At 63.8% G+C, this 18,586-nt stretch carries 16 protein-coding genes and 1 riboswitch; of the genes, 11 read left to right on the forward strand and 5 right to left on the reverse strand.

Annotated elements, in window-relative coordinates; translation table 11 throughout:
- Window positions 1–7: 7 nt before the first annotated feature.
- Window positions 8–1,318 (reverse strand): Hsp70 family protein, encoded by a 1,311-nt coding sequence (locus tag ILT44_RS07815; protein ID WP_204239016.1) that lies wholly within the window; start codon window positions 1,316–1,318, stop codon window positions 8–10.
- A gap of 182 nt (window positions 1,319–1,500) precedes the next feature.
- On the opposite strand from ILT44_RS07815, the gene ILT44_RS07820 reads away from it, so the two are divergent.
- The 8 genes from ILT44_RS07820 (at window position 1,501) to nagA (ending at window position 11,461) form a co-directional block, all read left to right on the forward strand.
- Window positions 1,501–3,840 (forward strand): Tex family protein, encoded by a 2,340-nt coding sequence (locus tag ILT44_RS07820; protein WP_204239017.1) that lies wholly within the window; start codon window positions 1,501–1,503, stop codon window positions 3,838–3,840.
- A gap of 47 nt (window positions 3,841–3,887) precedes the next feature.
- Window positions 3,888–3,995: riboswitch (TPP riboswitch) on the forward strand.
- 70 nt (window positions 3,996–4,065) lie between these two features.
- Window positions 4,066–5,070: a thiamine ABC transporter substrate binding subunit gene (gene thiB / locus ILT44_RS07825; RefSeq protein ID WP_204239018.1), complete on the forward strand. Its 1,005-nt coding sequence runs from the start codon at window positions 4,066–4,068 to the stop codon at window positions 5,068–5,070.
- Between the two features lie 6 nt (window positions 5,071–5,076).
- The gene (locus tag ILT44_RS07830) at window positions 5,077–6,654 is read left to right on the forward strand and encodes an ABC transporter permease subunit (RefSeq protein WP_204239019.1); all 1,578 of its coding nucleotides are present in this window, start codon (window positions 5,077–5,079) and stop codon (window positions 6,652–6,654) included.
- Window positions 6,641–7,342, forward strand: a complete 702-nt coding sequence (locus ILT44_RS07835) for a thiamine ABC transporter ATP-binding protein (protein WP_204239020.1) — start codon at window positions 6,641–6,643, stop codon at window positions 7,340–7,342. Before ILT44_RS07830 ends, ILT44_RS07835 begins: the two co-directional genes overlap by 14 nt.
- A gap of 166 nt (window positions 7,343–7,508) precedes the next feature.
- Window positions 7,509–8,498 (forward strand): glucosamine kinase nucleotide-binding domain-containing protein, encoded by a 990-nt coding sequence (locus ILT44_RS07840; protein ID WP_204239021.1) that lies wholly within the window; start codon window positions 7,509–7,511, stop codon window positions 8,496–8,498.
- A complete protein-coding gene (locus tag ILT44_RS07845) occupies window positions 8,498–9,283 on the forward strand; it encodes a GntR family transcriptional regulator (protein WP_204239022.1) in 786 nt (261 codons plus the stop codon). Before ILT44_RS07840 ends, ILT44_RS07845 begins: the two co-directional genes overlap by 1 nt.
- Window positions 9,273–10,328, forward strand: a complete 1,056-nt coding sequence (locus ILT44_RS07850; protein ID WP_204239023.1) for an SIS domain-containing protein — start codon at window positions 9,273–9,275, stop codon at window positions 10,326–10,328. The genes ILT44_RS07845 and ILT44_RS07850 overlap by 11 nt, the downstream gene beginning before the upstream one ends.
- Window positions 10,328–11,461 (forward strand): N-acetylglucosamine-6-phosphate deacetylase, encoded by a 1,134-nt coding sequence (gene nagA, locus ILT44_RS07855; protein ID WP_204239024.1) that lies wholly within the window; start codon window positions 10,328–10,330, stop codon window positions 11,459–11,461. The genes ILT44_RS07850 and nagA overlap by 1 nt, the downstream gene beginning before the upstream one ends.
- A 67-nt stretch (window positions 11,462–11,528) precedes the next feature.
- On the opposite strand, the gene ILT44_RS31410 is transcribed toward nagA, so the two are convergent.
- The 4 genes from ILT44_RS31410 to ILT44_RS07875 form a co-directional block, all read right to left on the reverse strand.
- Window positions 11,529–11,966, reverse strand: coding sequence for a GNAT family N-acetyltransferase (locus ILT44_RS31410; RefSeq protein WP_204239025.1), 438 nt, complete (start codon window positions 11,964–11,966; stop codon window positions 11,529–11,531).
- Complete coding sequence (locus ILT44_RS07865) at window positions 11,963–12,787, reverse strand: ABC transporter permease (protein WP_204239026.1); 825 nt, start codon at window positions 12,785–12,787, stop codon at window positions 11,963–11,965. Before ILT44_RS07865 ends, ILT44_RS31410 begins: the two co-directional genes overlap by 4 nt.
- Before the next feature lie 4 nt (window positions 12,788–12,791).
- Window positions 12,792–13,739 (reverse strand): ABC transporter permease, encoded by a 948-nt coding sequence (locus ILT44_RS07870; RefSeq protein WP_204239027.1) that lies wholly within the window; start codon window positions 13,737–13,739, stop codon window positions 12,792–12,794.
- Window positions 13,740–13,806: 67 nt separating this feature from the next.
- Complete coding sequence (locus ILT44_RS07875; RefSeq protein WP_204239028.1) at window positions 13,807–15,306, reverse strand: ABC transporter substrate-binding protein; 1,500 nt, start codon at window positions 15,304–15,306, stop codon at window positions 13,807–13,809.
- 142 nt (window positions 15,307–15,448) lie between these two features.
- Between ILT44_RS07875 and ILT44_RS07880 the strand changes: the two genes are divergently transcribed.
- The 3 genes from ILT44_RS07880 to ILT44_RS07890 all read left to right on the forward strand — a co-directional run bounded on the left by ILT44_RS07880 (window position 15,449) and on the right by ILT44_RS07890 (window position 18,571).
- Window positions 15,449–16,546 carry an anhydro-N-acetylmuramic acid kinase gene (locus tag ILT44_RS07880; protein WP_204239029.1) on the forward strand — a complete coding sequence of 366 codons (1,098 nt, stop codon included), beginning with the start codon at window positions 15,449–15,451 and terminating at the stop codon, window positions 16,544–16,546.
- Between the two features lie 7 nt (window positions 16,547–16,553).
- Window positions 16,554–17,573, forward strand: a complete 1,020-nt coding sequence (locus ILT44_RS07885; protein ID WP_204239030.1) for a serine hydrolase domain-containing protein — start codon at window positions 16,554–16,556, stop codon at window positions 17,571–17,573.
- A gap of 107 nt (window positions 17,574–17,680) precedes the next feature.
- Window positions 17,681–18,571, forward strand: coding sequence for an N-acetylmuramic acid 6-phosphate etherase (locus tag ILT44_RS07890; protein WP_204239031.1), 891 nt, complete (start codon window positions 17,681–17,683; stop codon window positions 18,569–18,571).
- The last annotated feature ends 15 nt before the right edge of the window (window positions 18,572–18,586 follow it).

An 18,586-nucleotide genomic window follows, 5' to 3' on the forward strand; every position in this document is an offset into this window, starting at 1 on the left:
TTCGCCTTTAGTTTGTCACGGCCCAGCGGCCCGGTTCCTCGGTCTGCCCGATGAGAGCAAGGCCATAGGCAATGGATTCGAACTGGTCCGCGGAGGTCAGGCGGCTTTCGCCGAACCGGTTCACGAACAGGCGGCGGATCGCGGGAACGAAGGATGTGCCGCCCGTGAGGAAGACCCTTTCGATCTCGTCAGGCTTCACGCCGGCTTTGGCGAGCGCCTCATCCACCGTGCCGGCGATCTTCCGGACGTCCTCGTCAATCCAGCTCTCGAAATCGGCGCGGGCAATTCGGGCGTGAATGTCGACGCTCCCACCTTGGAAGCGGAAATCCGTCTCCTCCTGGCTCGAGAGTGCCACCTTCGCTGAGGACACGGCACGATAAAGGTCAAAGCCTAGATCGTATTCAATGATGTCAATGAACTGTTCAAGCGGCTCGGGCTCCAGCGCGGTGCGGACGAGTTCGCGCAGCTCTTTCAGATCGCCACTGCCCTTCATCAGTGCGAGCTGGTTCCAGCGGGCGAAGTTGGCGTAGTAGTGGTTGGGAACCGAGAGGATCTTGCCCATGGAGCGGTAGTGACCGCCCTTGCCGAGGCGGGGCGAGACCACCCGGTCGACAATCCGGTAGTCGAAGGCATCGCCGGCAATCCCGATGCCTGCATGGCCCAAGGGCTCGGCCCGCAGCACTCCGCCTGCTTTGGAGAAGCGCATCACGGAAAAGTCGCTGGTGCCTCCGCCGAAATCAGCCACGAGCACGGTCGCATCGTGATCGAGCTGCCGCGCATAGAAGAAGGCGGCTCCTACCGGCTCGTAGACATAGCGGGCATGCTCCGCCCCAAGCCTGCCGAAGGCCGCCCGGTAGCGCTGCATGGCGAGATCGTCGTCTGGATTGTAGCCGGCGAACCGGACCGGCCGCCCGATAATCACATTCCGTGCGCCCCAATCCAGGCGTGAGCCGCCATGGCGCACGAGAGTGCGCAGGAAGGTGCTCAAGAGATCCTCGAAGCCGTAGCGCTCCCGAAAGATGCGGGTCTCCTTGAAGGTCGAACTCGCTGCAAAGGTCTTGAAGGACTGGATGAACCGATGGGCATGGAGACCCTCCAAGAACTGGTCGATGGCCCAGGGACCACCCTCGACCTGGGTTCGGAGACCATTGCCGTGCCGCTCGTCCCAGAAGCAGAGGGCGGTCACATAGACTTTGAGGCCCTCGCCTCCGTGCTCAAAGGTCAGGGCCTCGACACGCCCGTCCGGGGTTGCAATGGCCACGACCGTGTTGCTGGTGCCGAAATCGATGCCGATGGACAAATCGTTGGACGGGGGCATGGAGACCTCGGAAACGGCCGTGAAGGGCCGGATGGTCTATACGCCTCGGCTTCCGGAGCCAAGAGGGAACATCGAAAAACCGTTTCTCTTCAGGCGCTGCGACCCCGGTGCTGTGGACGGGCCGTTGACCCGCGATGGCCCGCACCGTAGAAGCCGCGCCTCACGCTTTTTCGGAGACTTTCATGCTATCCATAGGTCAGCGCATCGCGGACGAACTGAATGTTCAGGAGTGGCAGGTCAAGGCGGCCATCGGGCTGCTCGACGGCGGTTCGACCGTGCCCTTCATCGCGCGCTACCGCAAGGAAGTTACCGGCACCCTGGACGATGCCCAGCTGCGCACCCTCGAAGAGCGTCTGCGCTACCTGCGCGAGATGGAGGACCGCCGCAAGTCCATCCTCGACAGCATCCGCGAGCAGGGCAAGCTCACCGATGAGCTGGCTCTTCAGATCAACACCGCAGATACCAAGGCGCGGCTGGAAGACCTCTACCTGCCCTACAAGCCCAAGCGCCGCACCAAGGCGCAGATTGCCAAGGAAGCCGGCCTTGAGCCGCTGGCCGACCTGCTCCTGGGCGAGCCCACCCGGGAGCCGAAAGAGGCTGCGGCTGCTTTCGTAAGTCTGGAAAAGGAGATTGCTACGCCGGAGGCGGCACTGGAAGGCGCGCGCTCCATTCTGGTCGAGCGTTTCGCAGAGAACGCCGAACTTCTCGGTGCCCTGCGCGAGATTTATTGGGAGCGTGGCAGCCTCGCCTCCAAGGTGCGCGACGGCAAGAAGACGGACGGTGCCAAGTTCGCCGATTACTTCGATTTCGCCGAGCCGCTGCCGAAGCTGCCCTCCCACCGTATCCTCGCGCTCTTCCGGGGTGAGAAGGAGGAGATCCTCGATCTGCGCATGGAAGAGGACAAGGACAGCGCCGATCCCGGCTACGTCAGCCGCTACGAGGGCCGCGTCGCGCTCGCCTTCGGCATTGCCGATCAGGGCCGCCGCGGCGACAAGTGGCTTCTCGATACGGTGCGCTGGGCCTGGCGGACGAAGCTGCGCTTCTCCATCGAGCTCGATATGAAGATGAAGCTCTGGCAGCTCGCCGAGGATGAGGCGGTGAAGGTGTTCGCCGGCAACCTGCGCGACCTGCTGCTGGCGGCTCCCGCTGGCGCCCGCCCGACGCTCGGTCTCGATCCCGGCTACCGCACCGGCGTGAAGGTGGCCGTGGTCGATGCGACCGGAAAGGTGGTGGCCACCGATACCATTTACCCGCACGAACCAAAACGCCAATGGGATGAATCCATCGCCACGCTGGCGCGGCTCTGCCGCGTGCACCGGGTCGAGCTGATCGCCATCGGCAATGGCACCGCCTCGCGCGAGACCGACAAGCTCGCCGCCGAACTCGTGTCGAAGCATCCGGACCTGAAGCTCACCAAGATCATGGTCTCGGAAGCGGGTGCCTCCGTCTATTCCGCATCGGCCTTTGCCAGCCAGGAACTGCCGGATCTCGATGTGTCGCTGCGCGGTGCCGTCTCCATCGCCCGGCGCCTGCAGGATCCGCTGGCCGAACTCGTGAAGATCGACCCGAAATCCATCGGCGTCGGCCAGTACCAGCACGATCTTGCCGAGTACAAGCTTTCCCGCTCCCTCGACGCGGTGGTGGAGGATTGCGTGAACGCCGTCGGAGTCGATCTCAACACCGCTTCCGCTCCGCTGCTCGCCCGCGTCTCGGGCCTCGGCGACTGGGTCGCGCAGAACATCGTCTCCCATCGTGATGCCAACGGCGCGTTCAAGACCCGCAAGGCGCTGACCAAGGTCTCAGGGCTTGGCCCGAAGACCTTCGAGCTGGCCGCAGGGTTCCTGCGCATCCCCAACGGCGACGACCCGCTCGATGCCTCCGGCGTCCACCCGGAAGCCTATCCGGTCGTGCGCCGCATTCTCGAAGCCACGAAGAGCGATATCAAGGTAATGATCGGCAACGGCGCGGTGTTGAAGAAGCTCAACCCGCAAAGCTTCACCGACGAGAAATTCGGCGTCCCGACCGTGAAGGACATCCTGAGCGAGCTGGAGAAGCCGGGGCGCGATCCGCGCCCAGAGTTCAAGACCGCCACCTTCATGGAGGGGGTGGAGAAGATCGGTGATCTGAAGCCCGGCATGATGCTGGAAGGCGTCGTCACCAACGTGGCCGCCTTCGGCGCCTTCGTGGATGTCGGCGTGCACCAGGATGGGCTCGTGCACATCTCGGCGCTCGCCGACACCTTCGTGAAGGACCCGCGCACTGTCGTGAAGCCCGGCGATATCGTGAAGGTGAAGGTGCTTGAGGTGGATATTCCCCGCAAGCGCATCTCGCTGACCATGCGCATGACCGACCCGGCCGAGAAGCGCAGCTCGGGACGGCAGGAAGAAAACCGCGGGGCTTTCCAGAAGCATAAGGCCCAAGCGGAGCGGAAGCCCGCTGCACAAGCGCCCTCCTCCGGCGGCGCTCTAGCGGACGCTCTGCGCCGGGCGGCAATGGGCAACGACAAGGACACCCGGAAATGATGTCGACAGGGGCGGCTTGTCGCCGCCTCTGAACTGTTCTAGAAGCAAAGCGTCTCACGGGGAGCCTCTTGACGAGGCTGAGAGGCGGCCAGGCCGCCGACCCGTCGAACCTGATCCGGGTCATGCCGGCGGAGGGAATGAGCATGCGACATCGCCATAAAAGCCATGCCCCGTGCAATCTGCGCCGCCAGTCCGGCCTGCCTCTTGCATGGGAGCGCCCTTAAGATGTTACGCCGCCTTCTTCTCACTCTCGTTTCGCTCGGGCTCGCCACCGGCTTCGCCCAGGCTCAGACCAAGCCGACGCTCACCGTCTACACCTACAGCTCGTTTGCCGGGAAATACGGCCCCGCCAAGACCATCAAGGAGCGGTTCGAGGCGACCTGCGGCTGCGAGCTCACCTGGGTCACCGCCGAGGATGCGGGCAGCCTGCTCGGGCGCCTGCGCCTGGAGGGCGAGAACACGAAGGCCGATGCTGTCGTCGGCCTCGACATGAACCTCGTGGCCGAAGCGAAGTCCCTCAAGCTTTTTGCCCCGCACGGCACCGAAGTGAAGGATCTCTCGCTTCCCATCGAATGGAAGGACGACACGTTCGTCCCCTTCGACTGGGGCTACTATGCCTTTGTTTACGACGCCAACAAGCTCCCCAATCCGCCGAAGAGCCTGAAGGAACTCGTCGACAATCCGAACGGTCCGAAAGTGGTCCTGCAGGATCCCCGCACCAGCGCGCCGGGCCTCGGCCTTCTGCTGTGGATGCAGAAAATCTATGGCGACAAGTCTGGCGAGGCCTGGGGCAAGCTGAAGCCCCGCATCGTCACCTTCACCAAGGGCTGGTCGGAGGCCTACGGCCTCTTCATGAAGGGCGAAGCTGACATGGTGATGTCCTACACCACGTCTCCGGCCTACCACATCGTCGCGGAGAAGAAGGACAACTACAAGGCTGCCGCCTTCACGGAAGGCCATTACCTTCATGTGGAGCTCGCCGGCATGACCCGCACGACGAAGCAGCCGGAACTAGCCAAGACCTTCATGGCCTTTGTTCTCAGTGAACCGTTCCAATCCACCATCCCTGAGACCAACTGGATGTATCCGGCGAAGAACCCGCCCTCCGGCACGCCGGCGGCTCTCAAGGGCATGATCGAGCCGAGCGAGGCGCTTCTCTTCACGCCTGAGGAGGTGCAGCAGAACCGCCGCGCCTTCACCGATGCCTGGCTCAACGCCACGGCACGCTGATCGCTCATGCTGACCTTGAGGCTGCCCCATCCCGGAAGCCTTGTGGCCTTTGCCATTCTGGCTCTGGTCGCGGGCGGCTTCATCGCGCTTGCCACCTTCGATGGAGGAACGCCGACGCTTTTCTCCATCGGCCCCTATCTCGGCAGGGTGCTCGCCTTTTCGATCATCCAGGCGACGCTTTCGACGATCCTGTCCCTTGCCCTCGGTATCGGTCTGGCGCTCGCTCTCGTCCGGCGCGTCTTCCCTGGCCGGAGCATCGTTCTGGCAGCCTTGAGCACGACGATGGTGATGCCGACCATCGTTGCCGTCTTTGCGGTCTTCGCCGTCTACGGTCGAAGCGGCTGGCTCGCCGAATTGCTCGCCTTCTTCGGATGGGAGACTCGGTTCAGCATCTTCGGCTATCCCGGCATTCTCATCGCGCATGTGTTCCTGAACGCCCCCTTCGTGGCGCGGCTCTCGCTGGATGGCTTGAACCAGATTCCGGCTGAGCATTGGCGCCTCGCCACTGCCTTCGGCTTCACGCCGACGCAGGTTTTCCGCCACCTCGATTGGCCCGTCCTGCGTGCAGAACTGCCCGGCATCTCGGGCCTCATCTTTCTCATGTGCTTCAAAAGCTTCGCCATCGTGCTCGCGCTCGGGGGTGGCCCGAGCCGTTCCACCCTCGAAGTGGCGATCTATGAAGCGCTCAAGATCGATCTCGATTTCGGCCGCGTTGCGTGGCTGGCCCTGATCCAGCTCGTCATCTGCCTATCGATGACGGCTCTTCTCCACTGGGCCTTCACGCGACCACCTGTCGGCCACACGATCCGCAACCTCGTTCGCCGTCCCGATGCGAAGGACCGCCGCCTGAGAATCGTCGACACGATCGTGCTCACGGTTGGAGCGCTCTTCATCGCGCCGCTCGGCTTCAGCGTCCTGACAGGCTTGCGCAATATCCTCGATGTCCTGGACGAAGATCTTTTTCAGGCTTTTGTCACGAGTATGATCATCGCGGCTGCCGCCGCCGTCATCGCCTGCTTGCTCGCTCTCGCGCTCGCGTCCGCGGCGCGCCGCCGGCGCCTCGTTCTGCGCTCACCACGCATCGCAGCCGTCTACGACTTCCTGCCCGATACGCTCCTCGCCATTCCGCCTTTTGCACTGACGGCAGGCCTCTTCCTGCTGCTCCAGCGCTTCGGTGATCCCTCGTCCGCCGGATTCATCCTTCTGCCACTCATCAACGGGCTGGCTGCATTGCCCTTCGCTTACCGCTATGTCGCGCCCCATCTCCTCAACGTCGAGGAGCGCTACGGCCGGGTCGCGGCTTCTCTCGGCGTCACCGGCTGGGCGAAGCTGACGATCATGGACTGGCCCGCTCTCAAGCGCCCGCTTGCTGCAGGCCTTGCCTTGTCCATGGCGCTGTCGTTCGGCGATTTCGGCATCATCGCCCTCTTCGGGGGCACGGAACTCGTGACCCTGCCCTATCTTCTCTACGAGCGCCTCGGCGCCTACCGGCTGGATGAGGCCTCGGCCATCGGACTCGTCATCGTTCTCGTCGCCTTTCTCCTGGCTCATGTTTCAGGTCGCCTGTCCCATGCTGATGATTGAGAACTGCCACCTGACCTGGCCCGATTTCGTGGCGGATTATTCCCTTTCGGTGAAGTCAGGAAACCTCTGCGCCGTCATCGGCCCCTCCGGCGGCGGCAAGACCACCCTGCTCCATATGATCGCCGGCTTCGAGACACCGGAAAGCGGACGGCTGACCTTCGGCGGCCAGAACCTTCTGCCGCTGGAGCCTGCCAAACGTCCTGTCGCCATGGTCTTCCAGGATCACAACCTGTTTCCTCACCTGAGCGTCACGCAGAACATCGGCCTGGGCCTGCGCCCCTCGCTGCACATGACCGATGATGAGACGATGCTCATCGAAGAGACGCTGGAGGCTGTTGGATTGAGGGGATTTGGCTCCCGCAAGCCCGGCGATATGTCGGGAGGTCAGCGTCAGCGCGTGGCGCTGGCCCGTGCACTTGTATCAGGGCGTCCGCTGATCCTGCTCGACGAACCCTTCAGCAGCCTCGATCCCACCTTGCGCCGTGACATGATCCTGCTTGTCGACGAGATGAGGCGCAGGCGCCCGGTCACGATCCTGATGACGATCCACACGCCGGAGGATGCAGCCGATGTGGCGGATCAGATGGTCTTCGTTGCTGACGGAAAGGTCATTGCCTCGGGATCGCCCTCATCCATTCTCAACAGCTCGCTTGCGCCGCGGATCGCCGCTGCCGTGTCGAATTCGTGAACAAAGCCTCATTCACGGAACGATCGGTCTGAACCATTGCTCCCGAAGTAAGACTTGCCGACAAGTGACCTCATACTGGTATCGCGGGACTTCAAAGACAATTTTTCTTTGACGGCGTCCTGCGACCCTGCAGGAGCCTCTCGTACACTTACACGATGCAGCATCCATGAGCTTGATTCCCAAAGCTGTTGGGTATTGCCACTGGCGCCTCTTCCCGAACTGGATATTAAGTGGCATTGTGCCCGTCCACTCTTTCGATCCCGAGATCCGCTCGCGCATGACCGACCTCCTGTTCCTTGGCATCGATGGCGGCGGCACCAAATGCCGGGCCCGGCTGCGCAATGCGCAAGGAGACTTGCTGGGGGAAGGAACGGGTGGCCCATCCAACATCCGTCTCGACCCCGAACTGGTCTGGACCTCGATTCTGTCGGCCTGCCACGAAGCCTTGTCCCAGGCAGGGCTTCACAAGGGCGATCTCGGTCGCATACACGCCGGCATGGGAGCCGCCGGCGCGGGCCAGACAAGCGCCGTCGAGCGCCTCTTGACCCGTTCGCATCCTTTCGCTTCCTTCGAGATCGAAACGGATGCCCACACCGCCTGGCTTGGCGCCTTCAACGGAGGTGACGGGGCGATTCTCATCGTCGGTACGGGCTCTTGCGGCTATGGCGGCGTGAGCGGGCAATGCCATTACGTCGGCGGCTGGGGCTACGAGATTTCCGATGAGGGCAGCGGAGCCGTGATCGGGCGGGAACTCCTGCGCCGCTGCGTCTGGGCTCATGACGGACGTGCGCCTGCAACCCCGCTCTCCGATGCGGTGCTGGCCGAGTTCAAGAACGATCTCGAGGTTCTGGTCGATTGGGTCGGCAAGGCCCGGCCGAGCGATTACGGGCGCTATGCGCCGCTCGTCCTGGACTATGCCGAGCGGCGCGATCCGCTCGGCATCGACATCGTTGCGGAAGCCGCCACCGGGTTAGGCAGGATCGCCACCCGTCTCCTCGATCTCGGCGCTCCGGCAATCTGTCTTTTCGGGGGCCTTGCCGAGCCCCTGCGTCCCTGGCTCCCGCCGCCTGTGCAGCGGACCATTACCGCTCCGATAGCCGATGCCCTGGATGGCGCCATCCTGCTTGCCCGCACGTCCATGGCGGGGAGGCCCTGATGAATCAGCTCTCCGGCGAGGCACTGGCGCTTCTTCCCCTCAACGAGGCCAATCCCACGCCTCTCTATCTCCAGCTGCAGCAATCCATCGAGGAGGCGGTGCGTAACGGCGCGCTCAAGGCGGATGCGGCGCTTCCTGGAGAGCGGGACCTCGCCAAGCAGCTTGGCATTTCGCGCGTGACCGTGCGCAAGGCCATTACGGGCTTGGTGCAGAAGGGCGTGCTCGTCCAACGCTGGGGTTCGGGCACCTTCATCGCGCCGCAGATGCGGCTGGAGCAGCCCCTCTCCCGCCTGTCGAGCTTCACCGACGACATGTCGGCGCGCGGCCTGAAATCCTCGGCCGTGATGCTGAGCCAGTCGATTGGCCAAGCCTCGACGGATGAGCTCATGGCGCTTGGTCTCTCACCGGGCGATCTTGTAAGCCGGGTCAACCGCCTGCGTCTGGCGAACGGAATTCCCATGGCGATCGAAAACGCCGTCGTTCCGTCACGCGTTCTGCCTGATCCATCCCTGGTCAAGCAGTCCCTGTATGCCGTCCTGCACGAGAAGGGGTTCATGCCGACCCGAGCCCTCCAGCGGCTGCATGCGGTGCTTCTCACCGAGGAACAGGCGTCCCTCCTCGGCGTTCCGCCTCAGAGCCCCGCGCTCTACATCGAGCGCCGCTCGTTCACCGCAACGGGCGAAGTGGTCGAGTTCACCTCGTCCTATTATCGGGGCGATGCCTATGATTTCGTGGCCGAGCTGACCATCAGCCCGCCCGACCGGATGCAGAATAATGACGTCTGAAAACAATAGCGCTGTTTCCACCATCACGGCCATGCTGCGAGAGGCGCAGGAGGCGCCGCAGGTTGTCGCGCATCTGCTCGAAAGCAATGCGCCTCTCTGCCGCGACCTGGGCGAGCGGCTGCGTGCCTCTCCCCCGCCCTTCGCCGTGACCTGCGCGCGAGGCAGCTCCGACAATGCGGCAACCTTCGTCAAGTATCTGCTCGAAATCCATTCAGGCCTCGTGACGGCGTCAGTCGGCCCCTCGGTGACCTCCGTCTATGAGGCGCGCCCACGCATGCGTGATGCGCTCTTCCTCGCGGTGTCGCAATCGGGCCGCAGCCCGGACATCCTCAACCTTGCGCAGGCCGGTCGCGATGACGGTGCACTCACGGTCGCGCTGGTGAACGACACCTCCTCGCCGCTTGCCTCCACCTGCGAGGTCGTGCTGCCGCTCCATGCGGGTCCGGAAAAGAGCGTAGCTGCCACGAAATCCTTCATTGCGGCGCTCGCTGCCGGATTGCAGCTCGTCGCCCATTGGTCGCAGGACCAGGAGCTGCTGAATGCGCTCGACACTCTGCCGGATGTTCTCGCGAAGGCGTCCGCCGCCGATTGGTCGTCCGCGCTGCCGCTCCTGTCGGACGCGAACAATCTCTTCGTCGTCGGGCGCGGCGTGGGCTTTGCTGTCGCACAAGAGGCCGCACTCAAGCTCAAGGAGACATCCGGCGTTCATGCGGAGGCGATGAGCGCCGCTGAGTTGATGCATGGCCCCTGGACATTGGCCGGCGATCACTTCCCGATCATGGTTCTGAGCCAGCGGGACGAGACTCTGAGCGGCGTCAATGATCTCGTGACGAAGCTGAACGAGCAGGGCGTTCCCGTCGTCGTCGCCGGCGCGGCGGAAGGCCCCGCCACCGTCATGCTGCCGCCCGTCGAGGATGTGCATCCCTATCTCGCGCCGATCGCGCTCATCCAGAGCTTCTACCCCCTCGTGAACGCCATTGCCCTGTCCCGCGGCCGCAACCCCGACAATCCCCCGCGCCTGCGCAAGGTGACGGAGACCGTCTGATGGCCATTGCTCTCACCGGAGCCCGCATCTTCGACGGGTCCCACATGCTCGATGGCCGTGCCGTCGTGATCGAGAGCGGCCGCATCCTCGACGTCCCCCACGTGGAGAACCTCGGAACCGGCATCGAACGCCGCGAGGTGGACGGCCTGCTGGCTCCCGGCTTCATCGACGTCCAAGTCAATGGCGGCGGCGGCGTCCTCTACAACGACGTGCGCAGCGTCGATGGCATCAGGACCATCGCGAACGCGCACCGCGCCTATGGCACCACCGGTCTCTTGCCGACCTTCATCACGGATACCCGTGAGACGATGGCGGAGGCGGTCGAGGCCATGCGGGGAGCCCTGGAAGCACGCGTCCCCGGCGTTCTCGGCATCCATCTCGAAGGCCCCTTCATCAGCCCCGAGCGCAAGGGTGTGCACAATCCTGCTTTTATGCGCCCGATGGAGGAGGAGGACATCGCCATCATGACCTCCTTGCGGGAGGGCCGCACTCTGGTGACGCTGGCGCCTGAGCGCAACAGCATGGCGTCCATCGCGCGGCTTGCTTCCGCAGGCGTGCTGATCTGTGCAGGTCACACGGCCAGCGATTACGCCACCGTCATGGAAGCCACGCGCCACGGCCTGCGCGGATTCACGCATCTTTACAACGCCATGCCGCCGCTGGCCGGCCGCGATCCGGGCCCTGTAGGCGCAGCCCTCGACAGCAGGGATACATGGTGCGGCCTCATCGTGGATGGGCATCATGTCAGCGATGCCGCTCTGCGGGTCGCGATTGCCGCCAAGGGCACGGAGCGGATGATGCTCGTGACTGATGCCATGTCGGTCACGGGCACGGATCTCGCGAGCTTCGACCTTCATGGCCGGACGATCTACCGCAAGGATGGCCGGCTCACCACGGAGGACGGGACGCTCGCCGGTTCCGATCTCGACATGGCGAGCGCCGTGCGCAACAGCGTCCAGCGCCTAGGTCTTGCCCTGCCGGATGTGCTGCGGATGGCGTCCCTCGTGCCGGCAAGCTTCCTCCGGCTCGATCATGAGCTCGGGCGCCTTGCACCGGGCTATCGCGCAGACCTCGTTCTCCTCGACGAGGCCTTGAATGTGCGACAGACCTGGATTTCTGGAAGCAGCGACTGATCAGGGTGGCTCCGCTCAATAGGACGTGGTGCACATTGACCAGCGGAGGCACTGAATCTCCGATGCCTCAGCCTTTTGCGTAGAGGACGAAGCTGCGGCTCCTGCCGGCAAATTCCCGATCATATTCCCGCTCGACACGCCAGCCATGGCGCTCGTAGAAGCGGCGGGCACCATGATTGTCGCGGAAGCATTCGAGCGTTCGGGCTCCTCGCACCTCTGCTTCCTTCAGCAGACGTTCGCCACCGCCCCTGCCGCTGGCAGCGGGATCCATGAAGAGCATGTCGATGTGCCCGTCGGTCATGAGCAGGAAGCCGGCAGGCTTTTCATGTGAGACGGCGACCAGCATGTGCTCCCATGACGAGGCGAAGCGTTCGGCAAAGAACGAAGCATTCCGGTCCTGGAGCGCAGGCTCTTCCAGAATGCATGCAAAGGCAGCGCGGTAGGATCGTTCTGCAATGGCGGCCAGGGCTGGGATGTCATCCGTCCCGGCGGCCCGCACGATCACGGCTGCCCCCTCAGGCGCGGATCGAGGGTGTCGCGCAGAGCGTCTCCCAAGAGATTGAAGCCGAAAGACAGGAAGAGGATGGCAAAGCCCGCGAAGATGGCGCTCCAGGGCGAGAGCATGAGAAAGTTGCGCCCCTCGGACAGCATCAAGCCGAGGGACGGCGTCGGCGGCTGGGTGCCGAGCCCAAGGAAGGAGAGCGAGGCCTCGACCAGGATTGCGGCTGACAGCAGAAGGCTCGTCTGGACCAGGATGACCGAGGCGAGATTGGGCAGGATGTGCAGGAAGATGATGCGCGCATCCGATGCACCGATGGCCCGCGCGCCGGCCACGTATTCGCTCTCGCAGAGTACCAATGCAGGACCGCGCAGGAGCCTTGCGAAAATCGGCGTGTAGACTACCGCAATGGCAGCGGCTGCGCTGTAGGTATGAGGCCCCAGCACTGCGATGATGCCGATGGCGAGAAGCATCACCGGGAAGGCGAAGAGCACATCCATGATGCGCATGATGATGCGGTCGAGCCAACCGCGGTAATAGGCGGCCACAAGCCCGAGTGCGCCTCCGGCAAAGAGCGCGATTGCGACGGCGAGCAGGCAGGCGATGAGCGAGGTGCGATAGCCGTAAAGGATCCGTGTCAGCACATCGCGCCCCAGCTGATCGGTGCCGAACCAGTTCAGCTCGGTCGGCGCCCGTAGGCGCCGCGCTACGCTCTGTGCCATGGGATCGTAAGGGGCGAACAACGGCGCGCCGAGCGCAAGGATGATCTGAATCGCCACCAGAACAACCGCGAAGGCGAGAAGCTTGTTCCTGGCCAGACGCTGCACGACTTTAGGCCCTCACCCGAGGGTCGACGACGATATAAAGCAGGTCGACGAGGAAGTTCACGATGACGAAGCCCGCCGTCACGACCAGAATGGTTGCCTGGATCAGCGGATAGTTGCGCTCGGCAATGGCTCCGAGGATGAGGCGGCCGAGGCCCGGGATCGCGAAGACCTGCTCGACCACGATGGCGCCGCCGAGAAGATACCCGGTCATGATGCCGACGCTGGTGAGGAACGGGATCAGCGCATTGCGCAGAGCGTGCTTGTAAACGACCTTGCGCTCGGCCAAACCCTTGGCGCGGGCGGTGCGGATATAGTCCTGGCCGAGCGCATCGAGCATCGCCGAGCGCACGAGGCGCGAGAGATTGGCAAGGATCGGCAGCGCCAAGGCTATCGCCGGCAGGGTCATCCGTTGGAGATTGCCGATCGGGTCCTCGGAGAACGGAACATAGCCAAGCGACGCGAAGCCCGGCGCCCAGGTGGCGAGAAGCAGGATCAGCACAATCCCGAGCCAGAAGGAGGGGATCGTCAGACCGGCGATCGACGTCACGCGCATTGCGACGTCCGCCGCCCCGCCGCGGGTCTGCGCCATCAGGCAGCCGATGGGCACTGCCAGCACGGCCCCAACAAGAAGCGCGAGGAGCGTGAGTTCCAGCGTCGGCCACAAATGCAGGAGGATTTCGGCCGCCACGGGCCGGCCCGTCCACAGGGAGGTTCCGAAATCACCGCGGAGAGCCGAACCGGCCCAGAGCAGGTACTGCTCGACGATGGGACGGTCGAGGCCGACGCGGCGGTTGAGTTCCGCCATACGCTCAGGCGTGATCTCGGTGTTCGCCCCCAGCATGATCGCCACCGCGTCGCCCGGGATCAGGCGGATCATCAGAAACACGATCACCGACACGCCGAACAGGACGATGACGAGATCGACGAGGCGGGCAAGCAGAACGCGATTCATGCGGACAGGCTCTTTGAAAAAAGAATCCCGGCGCCGCATTCGTGCGGCGCCGGGCAGTGGAAGCCGCTCAGTAGGATGCGTTGCGCAGCAGCATGAGCGAGCGGTTCGGCATCACGTCATAGCCCTGCAGCTTGCTGTTCATGGCCGAGAACAGCGTGCCGTAGGTCAGGTGCGCTACGGGGCCGGAGCAGGCGAGCTTCTGCTGCACCTTGTCATAGGCCGTCTTGCGCGCCGCCTGATCCTGCTGGCTGCGGGCCTGGTCGAGCAATCCGTCGATCTCCGCATCCGAGTACTTGAACACGTTGGTCGACCCGCCCGTGCGGAAGGTGCGGTAGAAATACTCATCCGGATCGGGCTGGCCGGCATTGATGGAAGCGAACATGTCGAAGTTGCTGTTGCGCCAATCCTGGATGAACTGGCCCTGCTCCTGGTTGATCAGCTCGACCTTGAAGCCTGCCTTGTTCAGTTGCTCCTGCACCACCTGCGCGATGTCCTTCACGTCCTGACGCGGCAGGACCTTCAGGGTGACGGCCACCGGCGTCGCGACGCCCGCCTCCTTCAGAAGCGCCTGGGCTTTCGCCGGGTCGGGCTTGTAGCAGGCGAACTGGCTTACATTGAGCGCCCAGGACTTCAGGCCCGGCGAGAGCGGGCCGCCCGGCACGCCGGCGCCGAAGAGGGCCGCATCCACGATTTCCTGGCGGTTGATGGCGTAGTTCACCGCCTCGCGCACCTTCGGGTTGTCGAAGGGCGGCTTCGACACGTTCATGCCGATGAGCGTGTAGGCGAGATCCATGGTCTCGGCGAGTTTCACGTTCGGCTTGCCCTTGAGCTGCAGGGCCGTCGCCGCATCGATGTTGGGCAGGAGCGCATATTGTCCGTTGCTCAGGCCGACCTGACGGGTCGCCGATTCGGGCACGATGTTGAACTTGAGTCCGGCGAGCTTCGGCAGGCCCTTGTCCCAGTAGGCGTCGTTCTTGGTGAGCAGGATAAAACCGTTCGGCTGCCATTCCTGGAACTTGAACGGCCCTGTGCCGACCGGGGTCTTCTGCAGGGCGTCCTTGTTCGCCTCCATGGCGCTCGGCACGATGGCGATGGTGGCAAGCGAGCTCAGAAGCGCAGCGGACGGCTCCTTGAGCTTCAGCTCGACGGTCTGGGCGTCGACTGCATTAGCGCTCTCCACCGCAGCAAGACGGCTCGCCAGAGGCGAAGCGATATCCTTGCTCTGCACGCGCTTGATGGTGGCCACCACGTCCTCCGCATTCATGTCGGAGCCGTCGTGGAATTTCACGCCGGAGCGCAGCTTGAAGGTATAACTCTTGCCATCCGGCGCGGCGGTCCAGGACTCGGCCAGTCCCGGGACGGTCTTCAGATCCTTGTCGATGGCGGTGAGGCCTTCATAAATGTTGCCGTTCACCACCATGAAGCTCGGGAATGCGGTGATGAGATGCGGATCGAGACCCGTCGGGCCTGCATCCGCGCCGATTTCCAGAACCTGAGCCGAGGCGGAGGCCATCGCCGCCACCATGAAACCTGCGCCGATTGCGCCGCGCAGAGCTGACCTGACCATACGTCTATTCCTCCCTTGGAAGCCGCAAAGCAATTTATAGGCCATTGCCGCCAACCTGTCATGGTCCAATATCATACCACTCTGGACCGGCTCCCTGGCTATGCTATGGTCCACCACAAGACCAGAACAACCGGAGAAATCGATGTCGGAACGCCCTATCGTCAAAGCCATCGGCGTGATCAGCGGCACATCGATGGATGGCATCGATGTGTCGATCGTTGAAACGGATGGCGATAAGGTCGTGAAGCCGGGACCCGGCCGCACCTTCTCCTATCCGGACAATTTGAGGAAAACCCTCCAGGCTCTGATCGCCGAGCCGGCGCGGGCGCAGAGCGAGCCGCTGGAGGACCTCGAGCAGGCCGTGACGGACGCGCATATCACTGCCATCAGGCGTTTCATGGAAGAGACCGGAATTGCTGCGACGGACGTGAAGCTCATCGGCTTTCACGGTCAGACCGTTTATCACCGACCCGAGATCCGCTTCACGCGCCAGCTCGGATTGGGCACGAGGGTCGCCGAGGCTTTCGGCATCGATACCATTGATCGCTTCCGCCATGCGGATGTCGCCTCGGGCGGTGAAGGCGCGCCCTTCGTTCCGCTCTATCACCGCGCGCTCGCCAGCCATCTCACGCAACCGATCATGATCCTCAATCTTGGCGGCGTCGGGAACGTCACCTACATCGATGGCGACGTGGTCATCGCCTTCGACACCGGCCCGGCGAGCGCGCTGCTCGACGATTTCGTCCTGCGCCGCCGCGGCTTGAGCTTCGATGAGAACGGACAGCTGGCGGCCTCCGGCACGGCGGACGGAACGCTCGTTGCCGAATTCATGACCAATCCCTTCTTCGATCGGCCGGCCCCCAAGTCCCTCGACCGTCAGGATTTCCATGCCCGCGCCAAGGGCGTGGAGGCTCTCTCCGATGCGGACGGGGCAGCGACCCTGGCGGAGTTCACCGTGCAATCCGTTGTTGCAGCGCTGCGTCATGTTCCCCGCGCGCCGCAGCGCTGGCTCGTGACCGGTGGCGGGCGACGCAATGCGCATTTCATGAAACGCCTGCACGAGGAGCTGGGCGTTGCGGTCGATCCCGTGGAGAGCGTCGGTTGGGACGGCGATTTCCTTGAGGCGCAGGCGTTCGGCTATCTCGCTGTGAGGTCGACCCTCGGCTTGCCCTTGAGCCTGCCCACGACCACGGGCGTGCCGCATCCCATGCCCGGCGGCGAGTTGCACCGCGCGGCATGAGGCGACCATGGCACTGACGGATTTCTTCGAGCAGGCCTTCGCGCCTGCCGACGCATCCATCCAAGCCGGCAAAATCCCGGGCGCAGTACTCGGGATCGTCACCGCTGATGGCAAACGCGCCGTGCAATGGGCAGGCTTGGCGCAGATCGAGCCGGTGCGCGAAAATGTTTCCCGTGAAACATGGTTCGACCTCGCCTCGCTGACGAAGGTGATCTTCACGACCACTCGCATCCTGAAACTGGTCGAGGAGGGCAGGATCGCACTCGACGATCCGTTGGTGTCAGTCATTCCGGACCTGCGCCAATACGACATGAACGCCGCCGAGCGACGGCTCACCTTCCGTCAATGCCTGGCGCACCAGACGCATCTGCCGGCCGTGGAGCCGCTCTACACCTACGGGCAGGATCCGAACACGCTGCGCGCCTTCATCCTGCAACGCGTCTGGCAACCGGGGCCGCCGGTCTATTCCGACATCAACTTCATCCTGCTCGGCATCGCCATCGAGCGCATCACGGGAGAGGCGCTGATCGATCAGCCGCTCCCGGAGAGGTTTTCGTTCCGGCCGGATCCGAAGCTTTGCGCAGCAACGGAGAAAGACACCTGGCGCGGGCGTGTGATCAAAGGCGAGGTGCATGACGAGAACGCCTTTGCGCTGGGTGGCGCATCGGGCCATGCGGGACTCTTCGGCACCATCGACGGGGTGCTCGACTTCGCTCATTCGCTTCTCGACGGGTCCGCTCTCTCCTCGGATTCCATCAAGGCCATCCGCACGCGGGAGTCGGACAAGCGCACGATCGGGTGGGAAGGCTTCTATCCCGGTTGGCACGGCGGCGATGCCTGCTCTCCAGGCACCATCGGCCATACGGGCTTCACGGGCACCGGGCTATGGATCGATTGGGAGCGCGGGCTCGCCTGGTCGCTTCTCACCAACCGGGTCCATCCGAGCCGCCACAAGGACAGCGGGATCCTTCCCCTGCGTCGTGCAACGGGCGAGCAGGTGATCGCGTTGTTCGACCGGCACGTGTGACTTTAAGGATGCCAACAGAAACTTGATCGCTGGCCCGCCCGGACGTCTGCGGGCGATTGTTGCGGATCTCGACTGGTCCTATACTGGTCTGGAAGAAAGTTGGCATAATGACGACAGAACATTCCAGTACCCGCTACCAGGATCTCGATACCTGGCCCAGCCTCGACGTTCTCTCCGCGTTCTACGAGGGACAGCTCTCCGCCGTCGCGGCGGTCAGGCCTTCGCTGCCTGCCATCGCGGCAGCGGCAGAAGAGGCCGTCAAGCGCCTGCGCCGCGGCGGGCGGCTCGTCTATGCGGGTGCCGGAACCTCGGGCCGCATCGGCGTTCAGGACGGCACGGAATTGCCGCCGACCTTCAACTGGCCCGACGATCGCGTGGTCTATTTGATCGCAGGTGGCAAAGGCGCCATCATGCAGGCGGTCGAGAACGCCGAGGATTCGGTGGAGGACGGCATTGCCGGCATTCGCGACAACAACATCGGTCCTGACGATGTGGTGATCGGCGTGGCCGCCAGCGGCCGGACGCCCTTCACCATCGCGGTCCTTAAAGAGGCTGCCGCACGCGGCGCCCAGACAATCGGTATTTCCAACAATCCGGCTGCCCCGATCCTCGAGGTCTGCTCCCATCCGATCCTGGCCGATACGGGCGAGGAGGTGATCGCCGGTTCGACCCGCATGAAGGCGGGTACCGCGCAGAAGGTCATCCTCAACCTGCTCTCGACCTTGATCATGGTGCGGATGGACCGGGTCTATCGCGGCCTCATGGTCAACATGCGGGCGACCAACGCCAAACTGCGCCGCCGCAGCGAGATCATGGTCTCGCAGATCACCGATTGCGACGACGCCACCGCCGTCGAGGCTATCCGCAAGGCCGATGGCGACCTGAAGACTGCAGTTCTCATCGCCATGGGCGCCAGCCCGTCGGAGGCGCAAGGCGCCCTTGAACGCTACGATGGCAATCTGCGCAAAGCCCTGGCGGATCTCTCCAAGACGTCCTAACAAAGCTGGCACTGA

The sequence above is a fragment of the Microvirga arvi genome, from assembly GCF_016892765.1.
GTDB lineage: Bacteria > Pseudomonadota > Alphaproteobacteria > Rhizobiales > Beijerinckiaceae > Microvirga > Microvirga arvi.